Origin of the sequence: Streptomyces sp. enrichment culture (genome assembly GCF_964273255.1) — a bacterium.
Classification (GTDB): Bacteria; Actinomycetota; Actinomycetes; order Streptomycetales; family Streptomycetaceae; genus Streptomyces.
Genome location: NZ_OZ186835.1, coordinates 1,145,439 through 1,162,568 on the forward strand (window position 1 = coordinate 1,145,439; position 17,130 = coordinate 1,162,568).

Below are 17,130 nucleotides of genomic sequence, written 5' to 3' on the forward strand. Positions count from 1 at the left end.
GCGAGCCTCCAGCAGGCCCGCCTACGGTCCGGTGAAGCCCGCAGACCACCCAGGGAGGCCAAGCATGCGGTCGATCCGCTACCACGACTACGGGAACCCGGACGTCCTCACCGTCGAGGAGGTACCGGTGCCGTCCCCCGGTCCCGGACAGGTCCTGATCAGGTCCGAGGCGATCGGGGTGAACTTCGTCGAGACCCAGCGCCGCCGGGGCACCGGCCCGTTCCCGCCGCCGCTGCCGGCCACCCCGAACGGTGATGTCGTCGGACGGGTCGAGCAGGTGGGGGCCGAGGTCACCACCGTCGCCGTCGGCGACCGCGTGGCGGCACCGGTGATGGGCGGCGCCTACGCGGACTTCGTCCTGGCGGACGCCACGTTCCTCGCCCCCCTGCCGGACGGCATCGACACGGCTCAGGCCAGCATCCTGGCCTCCCCCGCGCAGACCGCCCTGTGCGTCCTGAAGACCGCGCGCATCCGGCCCGGCGACACCGTGCTCGTGCACGCGGCGGCCGGGGCGATCGGGCACCTGATGACGCAGCTGGTCCGCCACTACGGGGCGGGCCGGGTGATCGGCACGGTCGGGTCGCCCGCGAAGGCCGCCTTCGCGCGGGAGCACGGCACCGACATCGTCGTGGACTACAGCACGCAGGGCTGGACCGACGACGTCCTCAAGGCCACCGACGGCGAGGGCGCCGACGTCATCCTCGACAGTGTCGGCGGCGACATCCTGCTCGCCGGCCTGGACGTGCTCAAGCCGTTCGGCCGGCTCGTCTTCTACGGCGCCGCCGGCGGCACCCTGCCCCAGGTGCCGGCCATGCGGCTCATCCCGATGAAGCACGTCGTGGGCTGCGGCCTCGACCAGTGGTGGCAGCACCGCCCGGACGACATCCGGACCGGTCTGCAGGAGCTGATCGGCCATGTCACCGAAGGCCGGCTGAAGGTGCACGTGCACGCCGAACTGCCGCTCACCGAGGCCGCCGCGGCCCACCGGATCATCGAGGACCGCGCCCAGCTCGGCCGCATCCTGCTCCGGCCGTGACCCGGCCCGCCGACGTCCGTACCTCGAACGGAAGGACCATCATGCCCGAAACGGTTCAGCGTCTCGCCCTGGTCACCGGTGCCACCAGCGGCATCGGACTGGCGGTCGCACGCGGCCTCGGCCAGGACGGCCACCGGGTGTTCCTGTGCGCCAGGACCCAGGAGAACGTCGACGCCACCGTCAAGACACTGCTCGACGAGGGGATCGACGCGGACGGCGTCGCCGCGGACGTGCGGGACCCCGCGTCGGTGCACGCCTTCGTCCGTACCGCCGCCGAACGCCACGGCCCCGTCGGCGTGCTGGTCAACAACGCCGGGCGCAGCGGCGGCGGCGTCACCGCCGACATCGCCGACGACCTGTGGCTCGACGTCATGGCGACCAACCTCAACAGCGTCTTCTGGGCGACCCGCGAGGTGCTCGGCACCGGCGGGATGCGGGAGAGCGGCCGCGGCCGGATCATCAACATCGCCTCCACCGGGGGCAAGCAGGGCGTGGTGCTCGGCGCACCGTACTCGGCGTCGAAGCACGGGGTGGTCGGCTTCACCAAGGCGGTGGGTCTGGAGCTGGCGAAGACCGGGATCACCGTGAACGCCGTGTGCCCCGGCTATGTCGAGACCCCGATGGCCGAACGGGTCCGGCAGGGGTACGCCGCCGCCTGGGACACCACGGTCGAGGACGTGCAGGAACGCTTCAACGCCAAGATCCCCATGGGCCGTTACTCCACGCCGGAGGAGGTGGCGGGCCTGGTCCGCTACCTGGCCGGCGACGTCGCGGCCTCCATCACCGCACAGGCGCTCAACGTCTGCGGCGGACTCGGCAACTACTGACCGCGCCGAGGAGAGAGAGGACAAGCAGCAGATGGCAGCAGCAGTGGAGCATCACACCGAGCACACCGTCCTGATCGACGCGCCGCCGTCCGAGGTCTACGCGGTGATCGCCGATGTGACCCGGTGGCCGGCGGCGTTCACCCCGACCGTGCACGCGGAGGTGCTGGAGAGCACCGCGCACGACGACGGGACGAGCGAGGAACTGATCCACCTGTGGGCGCAGGCCAACGGCGAGGTGAAGGACTGGACGTCGCGCCGCACCCTCGATCCGCAGAACCTCCGGGTCGGCTTCCGCCAGCGGCTCAGCGCCCATCCGGTGGCGGCGATGGGCGGTGACTGGTTCGTCGAGCCCTCCGGTGACGGTGGCACGCTCGTCCGTCTGACGCACGACTACCGTGCCGTGGACGACTCCCCCGAGCACCAGCGGTGGATCGCGCGTGCCGTCGAGGACAACAGCACCGCCGAGCTCGCCCGGCTCAAGGACGTCGTGGAGAACGCCGTGTCCGGCGGCGAGCCCGTCACCTTCTCGTTCGAGGACTCGGTCACGGTGGCCGGCTCGGTCGCCGACCTGTTCTCCTTCGTGGACCGGGCGGACGCCTGGTCCGAGCGCCTTCCGCACGTGGCCCGCGTCGACTTCACCGAGCAGCCGGGCGGGGTGCAGATCCTGGAGATGGACACCCGGGCTCCGGACGGCTCGGTCCACACCACCCGCTCGGTCCGGCTGAGCCTCGCGCCGGACCGCATCGTGTACAAGCAGCTGGTCCTGCCCCGGATGCTGGCCGCGCACACCGGCCGGTGGACGTTCACCGAGACCGACGGCGGGGTCGTCGCGACGTCCCGGCACACGGTGACCGTCCGGCCCGAGACGGTGACGGCCGTGCTCGGCGCGGACCGCACGCTCGCCGACGCCAAGGCGTACGTCCGCAAGGCGCTGGGCACCAACAGCCTGGCCACGCTGGCCCTGGCCAAGTCGTACGCCGAGTCCCGCGCCGCCCTGGTGGACGCGTCGTGAGCGCGCCCGCGCGGACGGACGCGCCCGCGGGAGCCGCCGGGTACCGGCGGCCGGCGCCGCCGGAGATCCAGGTGGAGGTCCAGGACTTCTACGCCCGGCAGATGCGGCTGCTCGACGAGGGCCGGGCCGAGGAGTGGGCCGAGACCTTCACCCGGGACGGTGTCTTCGAGCAGAACGTCAAGCCGGAACCCTGGCGCGGCCGCCAGGAGATCGTGGCCCGGATGCGAGCCGGTCTGGAGCGGCTCGCGGCGCGCCCGGTGACCCGTCGCCACTGGCTCGGCATGCTGATCGTCGACGAGGGCGAGGAGCCCGGCACCTGGCGCTGCCGGTTCTACGCCCTGGTGTTCGAGATCCCCGACGGCGGCGATCCGCGGCCGCACCTGAGCGCCCCCGGTGAGGACCTGCTGGTCCGCGGGGAGGACGGCCGGCTGCGGATCCGGCACCGCCTGGTGGAGCACGACGGCGCGGTGTGACGTACGGCCCGGTGACACGCGGCGGCGGAGCGACGGTGCTCCGGCGCGGCGGTGGCCAGGGGGACGCCCCCGGCCTGCCTCAGGCGAGGCAGGTCAGGGGGCGTCCGCCGTTGAGCGTCACCATCTCGCGGAACACCGGTGCCGAGGGGAGGTACGCCCCTTCGGGCGCCCCCTCCAGTTCGGCGTAGGCCCGGTGCAGGTTGGCCACCAGCCGCTCGGGGTCGCGGAGTTCCGCGAACTCGCCGTAGCCCGCGTCGCGGGCGACGGTCAGCGGGTCCCTGCCCCGCCGCACTCCGTACGCGGCGAGGTCGAGGACCCGGGCGAGATACGCCTCGGTCAGCTCGAACACCTCCGGCCCGCACACCGGTCCGTGACCGCAGACGATGCTGCGGGCCCCCAGTGCGCGCAGCCGGCCGACGGCCCGCACCAGCCCGCGCACGGAGCCCATCAGGGCGAACGGGGTGCAGTCCGACATCAGCAGGTCGCCGGCGAACAGCACCCGGGTGTCGGGCAGCCACACCGCGGTGTCGTTGGTGGTGTGGGCCACGCCCGGGTGCAGCAGCTCGGCGGTCCGGCCCGCACCGAGGTGCACGGACAGGGACCCGGTGTAGGTGAGGTCCGGCAGGACGACGCTGAGGTCGCCCCAGTCCGCCTCGGGCCACACGTGGGTCAGGGCCAGCCCGCGCTCCGCCATCTCGGCGCGGGTCCGCTCATGCGAGACGACGACCGCACCGTCGGAGAACACGAGGTTCCCGTGGGTGTGGTCGCCGTGGTGGTGGGTGTTGACGACGGTCCGTACCGGGAGCCGGGTCAGCCGGCGCACGCTGTCGCGGAGCCGTTCGGCCCGGGCCCGGGTGGCCGCCGTGTCGACGAGGAGAACGGAACGGTCGCCGACGACGACACCCGCGTTGTTCAGGCACCAGCCGCCATCGGGCTGGACCCACGCGTGCACGCCGTCGGCGACCCGCTCCATGCCGAGGTCAGGCATGAACGGCCGGCAGACCCTCCTGGACGACCTCGCAGACGTGCGGGTCACCCTTGATGATCGGCAGCAGCTGCTCGAACTGGGCACGGAACTCGGGGGTCCTGAGGGCGTCCTGGAACGCCTCCTCGGACTCCCATTCCGCGATGTTGAAGTAGACGTCCGCCTCCTTGGTGGAACGCACGAGCCGGAATCGGATGAGGCCCGGGCGGGCGCTCATTATTTTGCCGATCTCCGCGTAGATCCTCTCGAACTCCGAGGGCTCCCCGATCATCGTGAGACGGTTCATGAAAACAACCACAGAAGTAACTCCCATCCGGAGGGTGTCCGACTCCGGAAACGCTAGGAGAAGCCACTGGAAGGCCAGGTGAGAACACATGGAAAAGATCTGGTCATTCCACATGCGCCAGTCCGCCTCCATCTCACCTCACCTGGGATTTCATCAAGAGCCGCGACAAATCCGGCCGGCCGGTAGGTCGGCGTGGGCGAAAAAGCCCTGCCCGAAGCATTAGTTCGACCATGGACATCCGTCCGAGCCGATTGCTAGCGTCGCGGTCGTTCTCGGATGCACCGGACAACACCTTCCAGAGGAGACCTCGTGGAATTCGGAGTTCTCGGTCCTGTCGTCATGAACGACGGCGGAGTTTCGCATCTTCCGTCCGCGCCGAAGACGCGCCAGCTCCTCGCCCTGCTGCTGCTCAACGCGAATACGCCCGTACCGGCCTCGGTGTGCATCGAGGAGCTGTGGGGGACGCGGGCGCCGCGCAGCGCGGTCCAGACACTGCACACCTACGTGCTGCACATCCGGCGGGCGCTGGCCGGCTGCCCCTCGGTCATGACTCCCGAACAGCCCAAGCAGATCCTCGTCACCAGACACCAGGGTTACCTGATGGACGTCGCCCCGGGCAGCCTCGATCTGCACCACTACGAGCGGCACATGAGCGACGCCCGCGCCGCCCAGGCATCCGGCGACGACCAGCGGCTGGCCACCGCGCTGCGCGCGGCGCTCGCGGTGTGGCGGGGACCGACGCTGGTCGACGTGCCGGCCGGGCCGCGCCTGGAGGCGCGGATCGCGGGCCTGGAGGAGACCAGGCTGACCACGTTCGAGCGCTGCGCCGAGGCGGAGTTGCGCCTCGGCCTGCACCACGGGCTGCTCGGCGAGCTGCGCGCGCTGACGGCCGACCACCCCACGCACGAGAACCTGCACGCCCAGTACATGCTCGCGCTGTACCGCTCGGGCCGGGTGGCCCAGGCCCTGGACGTCTACCACACGCTGCGCGAGAAGCTCAACGACGAGCTGGGCCTGGAGCCCTCGCCCCGGTTGCGCCACCTGCAGACGGCGATGCTCGCCGCCCACCCCGCGCTCAGCGTGGAGACCACCCGTGACGCGGCCCTCTCCCTGGACCTCCTCGCCCCGCACGGGGCCCCGGGGCACCTGGAAGCGGTCCGGCGGTGACCGCCGGGGCACAGCACGCCGCGCCGGGCTCCGCGTACGTCGGGGCACTGGCCGGGGTGCCTCCCTTCGACCGCCTGCGCATCACCGGCGCCGAGCGGCCCACGGCCACCGGCTTCGCCGGCCTGACCCTGTTCGTGACGGCCGAGGAACCCGACGGCACCGAGCGGAGGTTCGTGGTGAAGGGGGCGCCGCGGGACACCCGGGTCTACCCGGAGCCGCGGATCGCCGAACAGTACGAACTGCTGCGCGTCCTGGGCCGGGACACCGGTGTCCCGGTCCCGGCGGTCCACCACTGCGAACCCTCCGGGAGCCTGCTCGGCGGCCCCTTCTTCGTCATGGACCTGATTCCCGGCCGGGTCCCTTCGGACTTCCCCTCGTACCACCGGCAGGGCTGGATCGCCGAGTTGCCGGCCGAGGACCGGGCGCGCCTGTGGTGGGCGTCGCTGGAGGCGATGAGCCGGGTGCACCGGGTCGACACCCGGCGGCTCGGTCCCCGACTCGCGGCACCGCCGGACGGCGGGCCGTCCCCGACCGGCCGACAGCTCGAACACTACGCGCGGCACATGGAGTTCTTCGGCTGCGCCGGTGACCCCCTGCTGACGTCGGTGCTGGCCTGGCTGCGCGCCCACCTGCCCGCGGAACCCGGCCCGCCGGGACTGCTGTGGGGCGACGCGCGGCTCGGCAACATCGTCTACGGGCAGGACCTGCGTCCCGCGGCCCTGCTCGACTGGGAGATGACCGGATTCGGACCGGCCGAGGTGGACCTCGGGTGGTTCCTGTGGATGGACCGGTTCCTGAGCGAGGGCATCGGCGCGGAACGGCTCGCCGGGCTGCCCGGGCACGAGGAGACCGCGCTGCGCCACGGTGAACTCCTCGGCCGCCCCCTCGCCCCCCTGCCGTTCTACGAGATCCTGGCCGGCTTCCGCTTCGCCCTCGTCACCAGCCGGGTGGAGCGGGTCGTGCTGGCGGCGCGCGTGATGCCGCCGGGTGTGCCCCTCGTCCTGCACGCCAACGCCAAGGCGCAGCTGGAACGTGCGCTGGCCAGGGTCACCGGCTCCTCGGGATCACGGCCAGCCGCCCTCGACCTGCGCTCCAGCCGCCCCTGACACGCTGAACGGGTCCAGTCACCCTGTCCAGATCTCAGGCCACCACTGGGGGCGAGCGTCCATGCCTGTCGAAGCCGAACAGTTCCGGAAGATCTTCGGAGCACTCTCCAGTTCCGTCGCCGTGATCACCACGGCGGGCGCCGACGGCCCGAAGGGGTTCACCTGCACCGCGGTGACCGCGGTGTCGAAGAACCCGCCCCTGCTGCTGGTGTGCGCGGACAGCGGTTCCCGCACCCTGCCCGCCATCCTCGCCTCCCAGGGCTTCGCGGTGAACTTCCTCGCCGCGGGCCGCGGTGCCCTGGCCGACCGCTTCGCGTCGTCCGACGCGCACAAGTTCACCGGGACGGCGTGGACGCCCTCACCGCACGCGTGCGACGCCCCGGTCCTGACCGGGGACACCGTGGCGGTCGCCGAGTGCCGGCTGCGCTCCGCCGACCTCGTGGGCGACCACTGGATCGTCGTCGGCAGCATCGAGCACGGCCGTCACACACCGGACGCCGCCCCCCTGACGTACTACCGGCGGGCGTACGACGCCCCGTCCGCGCCCCGACTCGTCACCACTCCCTGAGGCCCCGGAGACGCCATGAAGTTCGGAATCAACCTGTTCCCCACCATCGGGCCCGCCGACAAGAGCGCGGTCGACCACTTCGACGACGCGCTGCGCCTGGCGGTCCTCGCCGAGGAACTGGGCTTCCATCACGTGAAGACGGTGGAGCACTACTTCTTCGACTACGGCGGCTACAGTCCCGACCCGGTGACCTTCCTCGCCGCGGCCGCCGCCCGGACCCGGCGCATCCGGCTGGTCACGGGTGCGGTGATCCCCGCCTTCACCCATCCGGTGAAGCTGGCCGGGCAGTTGGCGATGCTGGACAACCTCTCGCACGGCCGCCTCGACGTGGGCTTCGCCCGGGGCTTCCTGCCGGACGAGTTCGCCGCGTTCGGGATACCCATGGACGAGAGCCGGGAGCGGTTCGAGGAGGGCGTGGAGGCCTGCGAGCGCCTCTGGGCGGGCGAGGACGTCGTCTTCAGCGGCCGCTTCCACCGTTTCGGCCCGGTCACCCTCCTGCCGCGCCCGGCGCAGCGCCCGTACCCCAAGGTGCTGGTCGCCGCGTCCATCACCCCGGAGTCCTGCGCGGCCGCCGGCCGGGCCGGCCGCGGGCTGATGCTGGTGCCCTCGATCAACAAGCCCGAGCGCACCCGGGAGATGATCGATCTGTACCGGCGGTCCCGCGCGGAGGCCGGCCACGACCCGGACGCCGGGGAGGTCCACCTCAGCTACAGCAGCTACCTGCACGAGGACGCGGGCACCGCCCGGGAACGCGGCCGCCGCTACTCGGCGTACACCAACGCCAAGATGGTGGAGGCGGTGTCCGCCTGGGCCCACACCCGCAGCGGGGACTACGACGGCTACCAGCGCATCGTGGCCAAGGTGAACAGCGCCAACTTCGACAAGCAGGTCGACGAGGGCAAGGCGCTGGTCGGCTCGCCCGAGCAGGTGCGGGCGCAGCTGCGGCAGGTCCGGGAGTGGTACGGCGACTGCACGGTCAGCCTCCAGGTGATCTCCGGCAACATGCCGTACGAGGAGTCGGCGCGCACCATGCGGCTGTTCGCGCGTGAGGTGATGCCCGGGTTCACCGTACCGGAGCCGGGCACCGCGCAGGCCGCGGACGCCGGGGCCGCCCCCGCCTCCCCGGCGTCGGCGTCCGGCACGGTGCTCACCGGCTGAGCCGGACCCGCGGCTCAGCCGGCCATGCCGGCGGCGAGCGTGGCGCCGTCGGCCGGGTCGATCAGCAGGAAGGCGCCGGTGGCACGGGAGCGTGCGTACGGGTCCAGCGGCAGCGGCTCGAAGGCGCGCAGCACCACCGGGCCGATGTCGTTGACGCCGAGCCGGTCCGGCCTGCCGGGCCGGCCGGACCGGCCCGTGCCGGGCGGCAGGTCCTCGACCACGGCGTGGACGGTCCGGGTGCCATGCTTGACCAGGACCCGGTCGCCGGGGCCGAGCGGCCGTTCGTGGAGGTGGCAGACGGTGGCCTCGATGTGCCGGGTGACGGCCGGTGCGGCGTCGGCGGGAGCGATCAGGTCGCCGCGGGAGACGTCGATGTCGTCGGCGAGCAGCACCGTCACGGACTGGGGTGCCCACGCGGTGTCCACGGCCCGGCCGAGCAGGTCGATCCCGGTGATGCGCGTGGTCCGGCCGGAGGGCAGCACGCTGACCCTGTCGCCCACCCGCAGGACGCCGGCGGCGATCCGGCCGGCGTAGCCCCGGTAGTCGGGCCGGTCGGCCGTCCGCGGACGGATCACGCACTGCACCGGCAGGCGGGCCGGGACGAGGGACGGATCGGCTCCCACGGGGACGTTCTCGAGATGCGCCAGGACGGTGGGTCCGCCGTACCAGTCCATCCGGGCGGACGCTTCCACGACGTTGTCGCCCCGGAGGGCCGAGACCGGGATGGCGGTGACCTCGGGCACGCCCAGTTCGGTCGCGTACGCGGTGAACTCCTCGGCGACGGCGGCGAACACGTGCTCCGCGTAGTCGACGAGGTCCATCTTGTTGACGGCGAGGACGACGTGGGGGACGCGCAGCAGGGCGGCGACGGCGGCGTGCCGGCGGGTCTGTTCGACGACGCCCTTGCGGGCGTCGACGAGCACGACGGCCAGGTCGGCGGTGGAGGCGCCGGTGACCATGTTGCGGGTGTACTGCACGTGGCCCGGGGTGTCGGCGAGGATGAACCGCCGGCGGGGCGTGGCGAAGTAGCGGTGGGCCACGTCGATGGTGATGCCCTGCTCCCGCTCGGCCCGCAGGCCGTCGGTGAGCAGCGCCAGGTCGGGCGCCTCCTGCCCGCGGCTCGCCGACGCCCGCTCCACGGCCTCCAGCTGGTCGGCGAGGACCGACTTGGAGTCGTGGAGGAGGCGGCCCACCAGGGTGGACTTGCCGTCGTCCACCGAGCCGGCGGTCGCGAGACGCAGTGTGTCGACAGTCATCAGAAGTACCCTTCACGCTTGCGGTCTTCCATCGCGGCCTCGGAGAGCCTGTCGTCGGCGCGGGTGGCGCCGCGCTCGGTGAGCCGGGAGGCGGCGATCTCGGTGATCACCTTCTCGATGGTGTCGGCGCCGGAGTCGACGGCGCCGGTGCAGGACATGTCGCCCACGGTCCGGTACCGCACGGTCCGCTTCTCCACCGGTTCGTCGTCCCGCGGGCCGCCCCACGCGCCGGCCGTCAGCCACATGCCGTCGCGGGCGAACACCTCGCGCTCGTGGGCGAAGTAGATCTCCGGCAGGCCGATGCCCTCCCGGGCGATGTACAGCCAGACGTCCAGCTCCGTCCAGTTCGACAGCGGGAACACCCGCACGTGCTGGCCCGGCGCGTGACGGCCGTTGTAGAGCTGCCACAGCTCGGGGCGCTGGTGGCGCGGGTCCCACTGCGAGAACTCGTCCCGCAGACTGAACACCCGCTCCTTCGCGCGGGCCTTCTCCTCGTCGCGCCGTCCGCCGCCGAACACGGCGTCGAACCGGTGCCGGCGGATCGCGTCGGTCAGCGGCAGCGTCTGCAGCGGGTTGCGCGTCCCGTCGGGTCGCTCCCGCAGCTTTCCGGCGTCGATGTACTCCTGCACGGACGCGACGTGCAGCCGCAGCCCGTGCCGGGCGACCGTGCGGTCGCGGTAGTCGAGGACCTCGGGGAAGTTGTGCCCGGTGTCGACGTGCAGCAGGGGGAAGGGGACCGGCGCCGGGGCGAACGCCTTGAGCGCCAGGTGCAGCATCACGGCGGAGTCCTTGCCGCCGGAGAACAGGATCACCGGCCGCTCGAACTCCCCCGCCACCTCACGCAGGATGTGCACGGCCTCGGACTCGAGCGTGTCCAGGTGCGACAGCGTGAACGGGTTCCGGGCGGGGACGGTGCCGGCGGACGCGGGCTCGGCGGTGCTGACGGCGGCGGTCACAGCAGGCGCCTCTCGGCGAGAAGCGCGTGGAGCGACGCCGCGGACTCCCGCACGCTCTCGCGGTGGGACTCGATGCGCAGGTCGGGCGCCGAAGGCTCCTCGTAGGGGTCGTCCACGCCGGTCAGCCCGGTGAGTTCGCCGGCGGCCTGCTTGGCGTACAGGCCCTTCACGTCCCGTACGGAGCACACCTCCACCGGGGCGGCGACGTGCACCTCCAGGAACGGGACGCCGACGGCGCGGTGGCGTCCACGCACGGCGGCACGGCCGGCGGCGTAGGGAGCGATGACCGGCACCAGGACCTTCACCCCGTTGCGGGCCAGGACCTCGGCGGCCAGGCCGACCCGCCGTACGTGGGTGTCGCGGTCCTCGCGGCCGAACCCCAGTCCCGCCGAGAGGAAGGACCGGATCTCGTCGCCGTCGAGCACCTCGGCCCGGTGCCCCTCTCCGCGCAGCCGGCCGGCCACTTCGCGCGCGATCGTCGTCTTGCCGGCGCTCGGCAGACCGGTGAGCCAGATCGTGGCTCCGCGGGTCCGGGGGCAGGTGCAGGCGGGGGCGGGACGGTCTGCCGTCACAACCATGGCTTCAGCTCCTCGGCGGCCCGCCGCTCGGGGCGGGCCGCTGACTCGTGGGTCACTCGGGTCACGCGGGGGGTCAGGTCAGCAGGAGGACGACCTTCCCGTTGACGGCTCGGCCCTCCAGGCGTTTCAGCGCCTCGGCCGGGTCGTCCCAGGAGGACGTGAGAGCGACCTGCGGATCGAGCCGGCCGTCCGCACAGAGCCGGAGCAGGGTCGCCAGGTCGGCCGCGGGGTCCTGGCGTCCGATCTCGTCGAAGAGGAACAGGTGGTGCAGGCAGACCCCCGGCCGGGCCCGCCCCCAGTCGGCCGGCAGCACCAGTGCGGAGCGGGTGGTGTTCCCGTACACGACGGCCGCCCCGCCGGGCCGGAGGGTGACGAAGGCGCGGGTCAGCACCTCTCCGCCGACGCTGTCGAACACCACGTCCGAGGCGCCGCCCTCCGCCTGCTCGTAGGTGGAGACGACCTCCGCCCCGAGTCCGGCGAGACCCTGCCCCCGGCCGGGGGAGCCGGTCCACGCGACGACCCGCGCGCCGGCCCCCGCGGCCAGCTGCACCGCCATCCGGCCGACACCGCCGCCGGCCCCCGTCACCAGGACGGTGCGGCCGAGCAGAGGGCCCGCCTTGCGCAGTCCGTACCAGGCGGTGAGCGCGGCCACGGGCAGGGCGGCGGCCTGTTCGTCGGTGACGGTGCCGGGTATCTCCGCCAGCCGGGACACCGGCAGGGCGACATGTTCCGCCCAGCCGCCGCCGTCGGCGAGGCCGGCGACCCGGGTGCCGGGCGGCGGGCCGGAGCCGTCGGCGGCGGCCTCGACGACCGTACCGGCGACGTCCCACCCCAGCCGGGTACCGGCCGGGGAGACCGCGGCGAGCGCCAGTTCGCCGCGGTTGACGGAGACGGCCCGGACGCGGACGAGCGCCTCGTCCGGAGCCGGTACCGGGTCCGGAGCCTGCGCGTGCCGCAGGCCGAACGGGCCCTCGCCGGTGGTGATCAGTGTCTTCATCGGGGGGTCTCCTGACGGTCGGGGCGGCATAGCGCGGGACGGCCGGGCGGGACCGTGGGGAGGGGCCCGGCTACCACGACAGGCCTCCGTTGACTTCGAGGACGTGGCCGTTGACGTAGCCGCTGTCACCGCCGGCGAGGAACACCGCGGCGCCGGCGACCTCGTCACCCGTTCCCATCCGTCCGGCGGCGAGCTTGCCGCGGTAGCGCGCCCACACGTCCTCGTTGGCGCGCAGTGCACGGCCCATGCCCTCGTCGATGAAGCCGGGGGCGAGGCAGTTGGCCGTGATGCCGTGGCCGGCCAGTTCGAGCGCGCAGACCTTGGTGTACGCCTCCACCGCGGCCTTGGAGGCGCAGTAGGCGGCTCCGCCCGCGACGGGCCGGGAGGCGAGCACGGAGGAGAGGTTGATGATCCGGCCGGCGGGTGAGTCCCGCAGGTGGGGCACGGCGGCGCGGGTGCAGTTGACGACGCCGCCGATGTTGGTGCCCAGTACCTCGTCCCAGTGCTCCGGGGCGAGCGCCGCCGCCGGCCCGGGCCTGCTGACGCCGGCGTTGGCCACCACGATGTCCAGGCCGCCGAAGCGCTCGCGGGCGGTCCGCATGAGGGCGTCCACCGCCTCGGGGTCGCGGACGTCGGCGGTCACGGCCGCGGCCCGGCCGGGGTGGGCCTCCACCCAGTCCTTCAGCTGCTCGACGGTGCGGGCGGAGGCCACCACCCGGCAGCCCTGGGCCGTGAACGCCTCGGCGATGCGCCGCCCGAGGCCGCGGCCGGCGCCGGTGACGACGGCGACACGGCCGTCGAGGCGCGGTCCGGTGAATCTCATGCCTGTCTCCTCAGCGAGGTCGTGAGCCGGTCAGAGCTTGGTCGCGGCCCCGCCGTCGACCGGCAGCACCACACCGGTCGCGAAGGCGCCCTCGGGGCGGGCCATGGTGACGATCCACCAGGCGATCTCCTCGGGTGTGCCGATGCGGCCCATCGGCACACCGGCCTTCTGGGCCGCGCGCAGCCGGGCGATCTGCTCGTCGTCCAGTCCGGACGCCTTGGCGATGCCGGTCTCCACCGGGCCCGGGGAGACCGAGACGACCCGGACTCCGTGCGGGGCCTGCTCGACGGCCCAGGTGCGGGTGAGGAAGTCCAGACCGGCCTTCGTGGCGCCGTACACCGAACTGCCCGCCCAGCCGCGGACGGCCGCGGAGGCGCTGACGTTGACGACGACGCCGCCGCTGGTGCGCAGGTGGGGCAGCGCGGCCTGGGTGAGCAGCAGCGGGGCCAGCAGGTTGGTCGCGATCTGTTCCTCGGCGATCCGCCGGTCGATGTCCTCCAGCGGCTGTCGTCGGACCACGGCCGCGTTGTTGACGAGGACGTCGATGCCGCCGCACTCGGCGACGGCGGTGCGCACGATCTCCTCGGGAGCGCCCGGTGCGGTGATGTCGAGCGCCAGGTGGCGGACGGCGGGCCGGCCGCGGGCGGCTTCCTTCAGGGCCGTCCCGTCCCGGCCGACGATCAGTACGTCGTGGCCCTCGTCGGCGAAGGCGTGCGCGGCGGCCCGGCCGATGCCGGTGCCCCCACCGGTGATCACCACCGAGCGGCGGTCGTTCCCGGTCTCTCCCACAGGTGTCACTCCCACAGGTGCACTCCTCCGAGTCTCGAGTCGCGGTCCCCCAGCGGTCCTCCAGCGCGAGAACACACCAAAGGCTACACTCAAACTCTGCACACACAACACCAAATACGTGAAGTGTTTCCAGCGAGACCCCAGCACGCCCCGCTCCCGCGTCGACATCCCGTCCAGCGGGGCTTGGCAGCCTCGGAACGACACACCAGACCCGACACCGGCGGACGGAACGAGGAGCGGTATGAGGTTCGGCATCCTGTACTTCCCGACGACAGGCCCCGGGGAGAAGAACCCGGCCGAGTACTACGACGAGGGACTGCGCCTGGTCCGGCTCGCCGAGGAACTCGGCTACTTCCAGCTGAAGGTGGTGGAGCACCACTTCTTCGACTACGGCGGCTACAGCCCCTCCCCCACCACGTTCCTCGCCGCGGCGGCCGCGCGCACCACGCGCATCCGGCTCGGGACCGGTGCCGTGATCCCGGCCTTCGCGCACCCCGTCAAGCTGGCGGGTCAGCTGGCCATGCTGGACAACATCTCCCACGGCCGGCTCGACGTGGGCTTCGGCCGCGGTTTCCTCCCCGACGAGTTCGCCGCCTTCGGCATCCCCATGGACGAGAGCCGCGAACGGTTCGAGGAGGGCGTCGAGGCCTGCGTCCGCCTGTGGGCGGAGGAGGACGTCGTCGTCGACGGCAGCTTCCACCGCTTCGGCCCGGTCACCCTGCTGCCCCGCCCCGCCCAGCGGCCGCACCCGCCGGTGTTCTCCGCGGTGACCACCAGCGTCGAGTCCTGCGCCGCGGCCGGGCGCGCGGGCCGGGGACTGCAGATCATCGCGGCGGTCTCCCCCACCGAGCGGGTGCAGGGACTGATCGCGGCCTACCGCAAGGGCCGGGTGGAGGCGGGCCTGGAGCCGGACACCGGCCGGATCGAGCTCAGTTACCCCTGCTACGTGGCCGAGGACGGCGACGCCGCCCGAGCCACGGGACGCTTCGTGGAGGGCCGGTACGGCGAGAAGATCTCCGCGGCCACGCTGTCCTGGGCGGACACCCACAGCTCCGCCTATCCGGGGTACGAGAAGCTCGCGGACGCCGCCACCCGCGGCTCCGCCGACTTCGACGACCGGGTCGAGGCGGGCCGGGTGCTCGCCGGCAGCCCGGCCGAGGTGGCCGCGCAGATCGAACGGATCGCCGGCTGGTACGGCGAGGACGTCGACCTGACGCTCACCACCCACTCCGGGCACCTTCCCTACGAGGAATCCGCCCGCTCGCTCACCCTCTTCGCCGAGGACGTCGCCCCCCGGCTGCCGTTCGCCCGGCTGATCAGGGAGGACCGATGACCACGGCCCGTCCTGCCCCCGCCGCGCAGGCGCAGCCCCCCGGGACGCCCCCGGCCGCCTCTCCCCTGCGCTGGTGGGCCCTGGCCGCCCTGGCCGCCGCCCAGCTCACCGTCGTGATGGAGATGAACCTGGTGCCGGTGGCCCTCCCCTCGGTCCAGCGGGACCTCGGACTGACCGGCGCGGAGCGGGCGCTGGTGGTCTCCGTCTACACCGTGGCCTTCGGCCTGCTGTTCCTGCCCGCCGGCCGCCTCTCGGAACGCCTGGGCCGGCGCCGCGCCTTCGTCGTGGGCCTGGCCGGCTTCGGCGCCGCCTCCCTGCTGACCGGCACGGCGGACGGCCCCGGCCACCTGCTCGCCCTGCGCGCCGTGCAGGGCGCCTTCGGAGCCCTGGCCCTGGCTCCCGCGAGCATGGCACTGGTGGCCAGGACGTTCCCGGATCCGCGCGAACGGGGCACCGCCATCGGGGTGTTCACCGCGGTCGCGGGCGGCGGGGGCGGGCTCGGTGTCCTGTTCGGCGGCCTGCTGACCGACCACGCGAGCTGGCGGTGGTGCATGTACGGGCTCGCGCCGCTCGCCGCGTTCGCGGTCGGCGTGGCGCTGTACGCCATCCCCGCCGACACCCCGGCCGAGCACCGCACCACGGGCCCGCTGCTGCCGCTGCGGGTGCTGCGCGACCGCACCCGGGCCGGGGTCTTCCTGGCCGTGTTCACCGCCAACATCGGTACCTTCGGCGGGTTCACCGTGATCAGCTACACCCTGCAGGAGGGCGCCGGCTGGAGCCCCACCGGAGCGGGTCTGGCCATCCTGCCGCTGGCCGCGGTGGTCGTGGCCAACTCGGTCCTCGCCGCCCCCCACCTGCTCCGCACGCTCACTCCCAAGGCCCTGCTGGCCTCGGGAACGGCGCTGGTCGCGGCGGGCACCGCGTGGCTCGCCGTGGCCGCACCGGGCACGCCGTACGCCGCGGGTGTGCTGCCCTCCGTCCTCCTGATGGGCTTCGGCATCACCTGGATCATGATCTCGGCGAACGGCACCCTCGCCCAGCGGACCGAGCCCCGGGACATGGCGACGGCGGGCGGGATGGTGAACATCACCACGCAGCTCGGCGGAGCCGTCGGGGTACCCCTGATGCTGGCGCTCGACGCCCGGGCGGCGGCGGTGACAGCGGGAGTGCTGATCGCCGCGGCGTCCGTTCTGGTGGCCGTGCTCGTGGACGCGCCGCGCCTGCGCGGCGGTCCGCACTGACGTCCGCCCGGTGGGTCCCGGCGGAGTGACGGGACCCACCACAGTCTCCATCGAGAGTAGACTGAAGATCTCTCGAGGAGGCACGAAGTGAGCGAATACGTCATCGACATCACTCCCACCGGCAGTGACGGGAAACCGGATCCCACCGGGCCTCAGACCACCGTGCGGGTCGACACCACGGACGGGCCGCGCATCGTCGAACTCACCGTGCGCGCGGCGGGCGGCAAGGGCCTGCACAACCGCGCGCTTCCGCTGATCGACTTCGATCTGCTGGTCCGTGCCATCAGTCCCGGTCCGTCCGCCCCGCAGCCGGAGTCGGTGGCTCCCGCCCCCGTCCCCCTCGCCCCGGTCACCCCTGCGACGCCCGGCGAGGACCGGCCGCGCCCCTACCGCAAGATGCCGGACACCGAGGTCGTGGTGGCCGCCTACCAGGAACTCGGCGGCAGCGTCGGGGCGGTCGCCAAGCGGTTCGGTGTGCCGCGGCACACCGCGCAGGCGTGGGTGGGCCGGTTGCGCAAGCAGGGCCACATCGACTGAGA

General features: G+C 73.1%; 19 protein-coding genes. 11 read left to right on the forward strand and 8 right to left on the reverse strand.

From position 1 onward, the window contains the following. The first annotated feature begins 64 nt into the window (after nt 1–64). The 4 genes from ACSU53_RS04975 to ACSU53_RS04990 are packed head-to-tail and all read left to right on the forward strand — an operon-like array spanning nt 65 to nt 3,348. The gene (locus tag ACSU53_RS04975; protein ID WP_437024966.1) at nt 65–1,036 is read left to right on the forward strand and encodes a quinone oxidoreductase family protein; all 972 of its coding nucleotides are present in this window, start codon (nt 65–67) and stop codon (nt 1,034–1,036) included. A 41-nt stretch (nt 1,037–1,077) separates the two neighbouring features. Further along, nucleotides 1,078–1,863, forward strand: coding sequence for an SDR family NAD(P)-dependent oxidoreductase (locus ACSU53_RS04980; RefSeq protein ID WP_362094929.1), 786 nt, complete (start codon nt 1,078–1,080; stop codon nt 1,861–1,863). Between the two features lie 31 nt (nt 1,864–1,894). Then, complete coding sequence (locus ACSU53_RS04985; RefSeq protein ID WP_362094932.1) at nt 1,895–2,875, forward strand: aromatase/cyclase; 981 nt, start codon at nt 1,895–1,897, stop codon at nt 2,873–2,875. Continuing rightward, nucleotides 2,872–3,348, forward strand: coding sequence for a nuclear transport factor 2 family protein (locus ACSU53_RS04990; RefSeq protein ID WP_437024969.1), 477 nt, complete (start codon nt 2,872–2,874; stop codon nt 3,346–3,348). The genes ACSU53_RS04985 and ACSU53_RS04990 overlap by 4 nt, the downstream gene beginning before the upstream one ends. Before the next feature lie 79 nt (nt 3,349–3,427). Here ACSU53_RS04990 and ACSU53_RS04995 read toward each other — a convergent pair whose 3' ends face one another. Continuing rightward, nucleotides 3,428–4,336, reverse strand: coding sequence for an MBL fold metallo-hydrolase (locus tag ACSU53_RS04995; RefSeq protein ID WP_362094937.1), 909 nt, complete (start codon nt 4,334–4,336; stop codon nt 3,428–3,430). Beyond that, complete coding sequence (locus tag ACSU53_RS05000; RefSeq protein ID WP_234352229.1) at nt 4,329–4,619, reverse strand: antibiotic biosynthesis monooxygenase family protein; 291 nt, start codon at nt 4,617–4,619, stop codon at nt 4,329–4,331. Before ACSU53_RS05000 ends, ACSU53_RS04995 begins: the two co-directional genes overlap by 8 nt. A gap of 309 nt (nt 4,620–4,928) precedes the next feature. Here ACSU53_RS05000 and ACSU53_RS05005 point away from each other — a divergent pair, with 309 nt between their 5' ends. The 4 genes from ACSU53_RS05005 (at nt 4,929) to ACSU53_RS05020 (ending at nt 8,618) form a co-directional block, all read left to right on the forward strand. Beyond that, entirely contained in the window at nt 4,929–5,786 is an 858-nt protein-coding gene (locus ACSU53_RS05005; RefSeq protein ID WP_437024971.1) for an AfsR/SARP family transcriptional regulator, read from the forward strand. After that, nucleotides 5,783–6,892, forward strand: a complete 1,110-nt coding sequence (locus tag ACSU53_RS05010) for a phosphotransferase family protein (protein ID WP_437024973.1) — start codon at nt 5,783–5,785, stop codon at nt 6,890–6,892. The genes ACSU53_RS05005 and ACSU53_RS05010 overlap by 4 nt, the downstream gene beginning before the upstream one ends. A gap of 61 nt (nt 6,893–6,953) precedes the next feature. Next, nucleotides 6,954–7,460, forward strand: a complete 507-nt coding sequence (locus ACSU53_RS05015) for a flavin reductase family protein (RefSeq protein WP_362094944.1) — start codon at nt 6,954–6,956, stop codon at nt 7,458–7,460. A gap of 15 nt (nt 7,461–7,475) precedes the next feature. Further along, nucleotides 7,476–8,618 carry an LLM class flavin-dependent oxidoreductase gene (locus tag ACSU53_RS05020; protein WP_437024976.1) on the forward strand — a complete coding sequence of 381 codons (1,143 nt, stop codon included), beginning with the start codon at nt 7,476–7,478 and terminating at the stop codon, nt 8,616–8,618. 14 nt (nt 8,619–8,632) lie between these two features. Here ACSU53_RS05020 and ACSU53_RS05025 read toward each other — a convergent pair whose 3' ends face one another. The 6 genes from ACSU53_RS05025 to ACSU53_RS05050 all read right to left on the reverse strand — a co-directional run bounded on the left by ACSU53_RS05025 (nt 8,633) and on the right by ACSU53_RS05050 (nt 14,017). Next, entirely contained in the window at nt 8,633–9,874 is a 1,242-nt protein-coding gene (locus ACSU53_RS05025) for a sulfate adenylyltransferase subunit 1 (protein WP_437024978.1), read from the reverse strand. Next, the gene (gene cysD / locus ACSU53_RS05030) at nt 9,874–10,830 is read right to left on the reverse strand and encodes a sulfate adenylyltransferase subunit CysD (RefSeq protein ID WP_437024980.1); all 957 of its coding nucleotides are present in this window, start codon (nt 10,828–10,830) and stop codon (nt 9,874–9,876) included. Before cysD ends, ACSU53_RS05025 begins: the two co-directional genes overlap by 1 nt. Further along, on the reverse strand, nt 10,827–11,408 hold the full coding sequence (gene cysC / locus ACSU53_RS05035; protein ID WP_437024982.1) for an adenylyl-sulfate kinase: 582 nt from the start codon (nt 11,406–11,408) through the stop codon (nt 10,827–10,829). The genes cysD and cysC overlap by 4 nt, the downstream gene beginning before the upstream one ends. Before the next feature lie 73 nt (nt 11,409–11,481). After that, nucleotides 11,482–12,405 (reverse strand): zinc-binding dehydrogenase, encoded by a 924-nt coding sequence (locus tag ACSU53_RS05040; protein ID WP_437024984.1) that lies wholly within the window; start codon nt 12,403–12,405, stop codon nt 11,482–11,484. A gap of 70 nt (nt 12,406–12,475) precedes the next feature. Next, nucleotides 12,476–13,228 (reverse strand): SDR family NAD(P)-dependent oxidoreductase, encoded by a 753-nt coding sequence (locus ACSU53_RS05045; RefSeq protein ID WP_437024986.1) that lies wholly within the window; start codon nt 13,226–13,228, stop codon nt 12,476–12,478. Between the two features lie 30 nt (nt 13,229–13,258). Beyond that, the gene (locus ACSU53_RS05050) at nt 13,259–14,017 is read right to left on the reverse strand and encodes an SDR family NAD(P)-dependent oxidoreductase (protein ID WP_362094963.1); all 759 of its coding nucleotides are present in this window, start codon (nt 14,015–14,017) and stop codon (nt 13,259–13,261) included. A gap of 241 nt (nt 14,018–14,258) precedes the next feature. Between ACSU53_RS05050 and ACSU53_RS05055 the strand changes: the two genes are divergently transcribed. The 3 genes from ACSU53_RS05055 (at nt 14,259) to ACSU53_RS05065 (ending at nt 17,128) form a co-directional block, all read left to right on the forward strand. Then, nucleotides 14,259–15,350 carry an LLM class flavin-dependent oxidoreductase gene (locus ACSU53_RS05055; protein ID WP_362094965.1) on the forward strand — a complete coding sequence of 364 codons (1,092 nt, stop codon included), beginning with the start codon at nt 14,259–14,261 and terminating at the stop codon, nt 15,348–15,350. Beyond that, nucleotides 15,347–16,591 carry an MFS transporter gene (locus tag ACSU53_RS05060; RefSeq protein ID WP_437024989.1) on the forward strand — a complete coding sequence of 415 codons (1,245 nt, stop codon included), beginning with the start codon at nt 15,347–15,349 and terminating at the stop codon, nt 16,589–16,591. The genes ACSU53_RS05055 and ACSU53_RS05060 overlap by 4 nt, the downstream gene beginning before the upstream one ends. 87 nt (nt 16,592–16,678) lie before the next feature. Then, nucleotides 16,679–17,128, forward strand: coding sequence for a hypothetical protein (locus ACSU53_RS05065; protein WP_362094970.1), 450 nt, complete (start codon nt 16,679–16,681; stop codon nt 17,126–17,128). Nucleotides 17,129–17,130: the final 2 nt, after the last annotated feature.

Coding starts and splice junctions, on each gene's coding strand:
- ACSU53_RS05060 (WP_437024989.1), top strand. CDS start 15,347: ATGACCACGGCCCGTCCTGCCCCCGCCGCGCAGGCGCAGCCCCCCGGG.
- ACSU53_RS05000 (WP_234352229.1), bottom strand. CDS start 4,619: ATGAACCGTCTCACGATGATCGGGGAGCCCTCGGAGTTCGAGAGGATC.
- ACSU53_RS04995 (WP_362094937.1), bottom strand. CDS start 4,336: ATGCCTGACCTCGGCATGGAGCGGGTCGCCGACGGCGTGCACGCGTGG.
- ACSU53_RS05045 (WP_437024986.1), bottom strand. CDS start 13,228: ATGAGATTCACCGGACCGCGCCTCGACGGCCGTGTCGCCGTCGTCACC.
- ACSU53_RS05055 (WP_362094965.1), top strand. CDS start 14,259: ATGAGGTTCGGCATCCTGTACTTCCCGACGACAGGCCCCGGGGAGAAG.
- ACSU53_RS05015 (WP_362094944.1), top strand. CDS start 6,954: ATGCCTGTCGAAGCCGAACAGTTCCGGAAGATCTTCGGAGCACTCTCC.
- ACSU53_RS04980 (WP_362094929.1), top strand. CDS start 1,078: ATGCCCGAAACGGTTCAGCGTCTCGCCCTGGTCACCGGTGCCACCAGC.
- ACSU53_RS05040 (WP_437024984.1), bottom strand. CDS start 12,405: ATGAAGACACTGATCACCACCGGCGAGGGCCCGTTCGGCCTGCGGCAC.
- ACSU53_RS05025 (WP_437024978.1), bottom strand. CDS start 9,874: ATGACTGTCGACACACTGCGTCTCGCGACCGCCGGCTCGGTGGACGAC.
- cysC (WP_437024982.1), bottom strand. CDS start 11,408: ATGGTTGTGACGGCAGACCGTCCCGCCCCCGCCTGCACCTGCCCCCGG.
- ACSU53_RS05020 (WP_437024976.1), top strand. CDS start 7,476: ATGAAGTTCGGAATCAACCTGTTCCCCACCATCGGGCCCGCCGACAAG.
- ACSU53_RS04985 (WP_362094932.1), top strand. CDS start 1,895: ATGGCAGCAGCAGTGGAGCATCACACCGAGCACACCGTCCTGATCGAC.
- ACSU53_RS04975 (WP_437024966.1), top strand. CDS start 65: ATGCGGTCGATCCGCTACCACGACTACGGGAACCCGGACGTCCTCACC.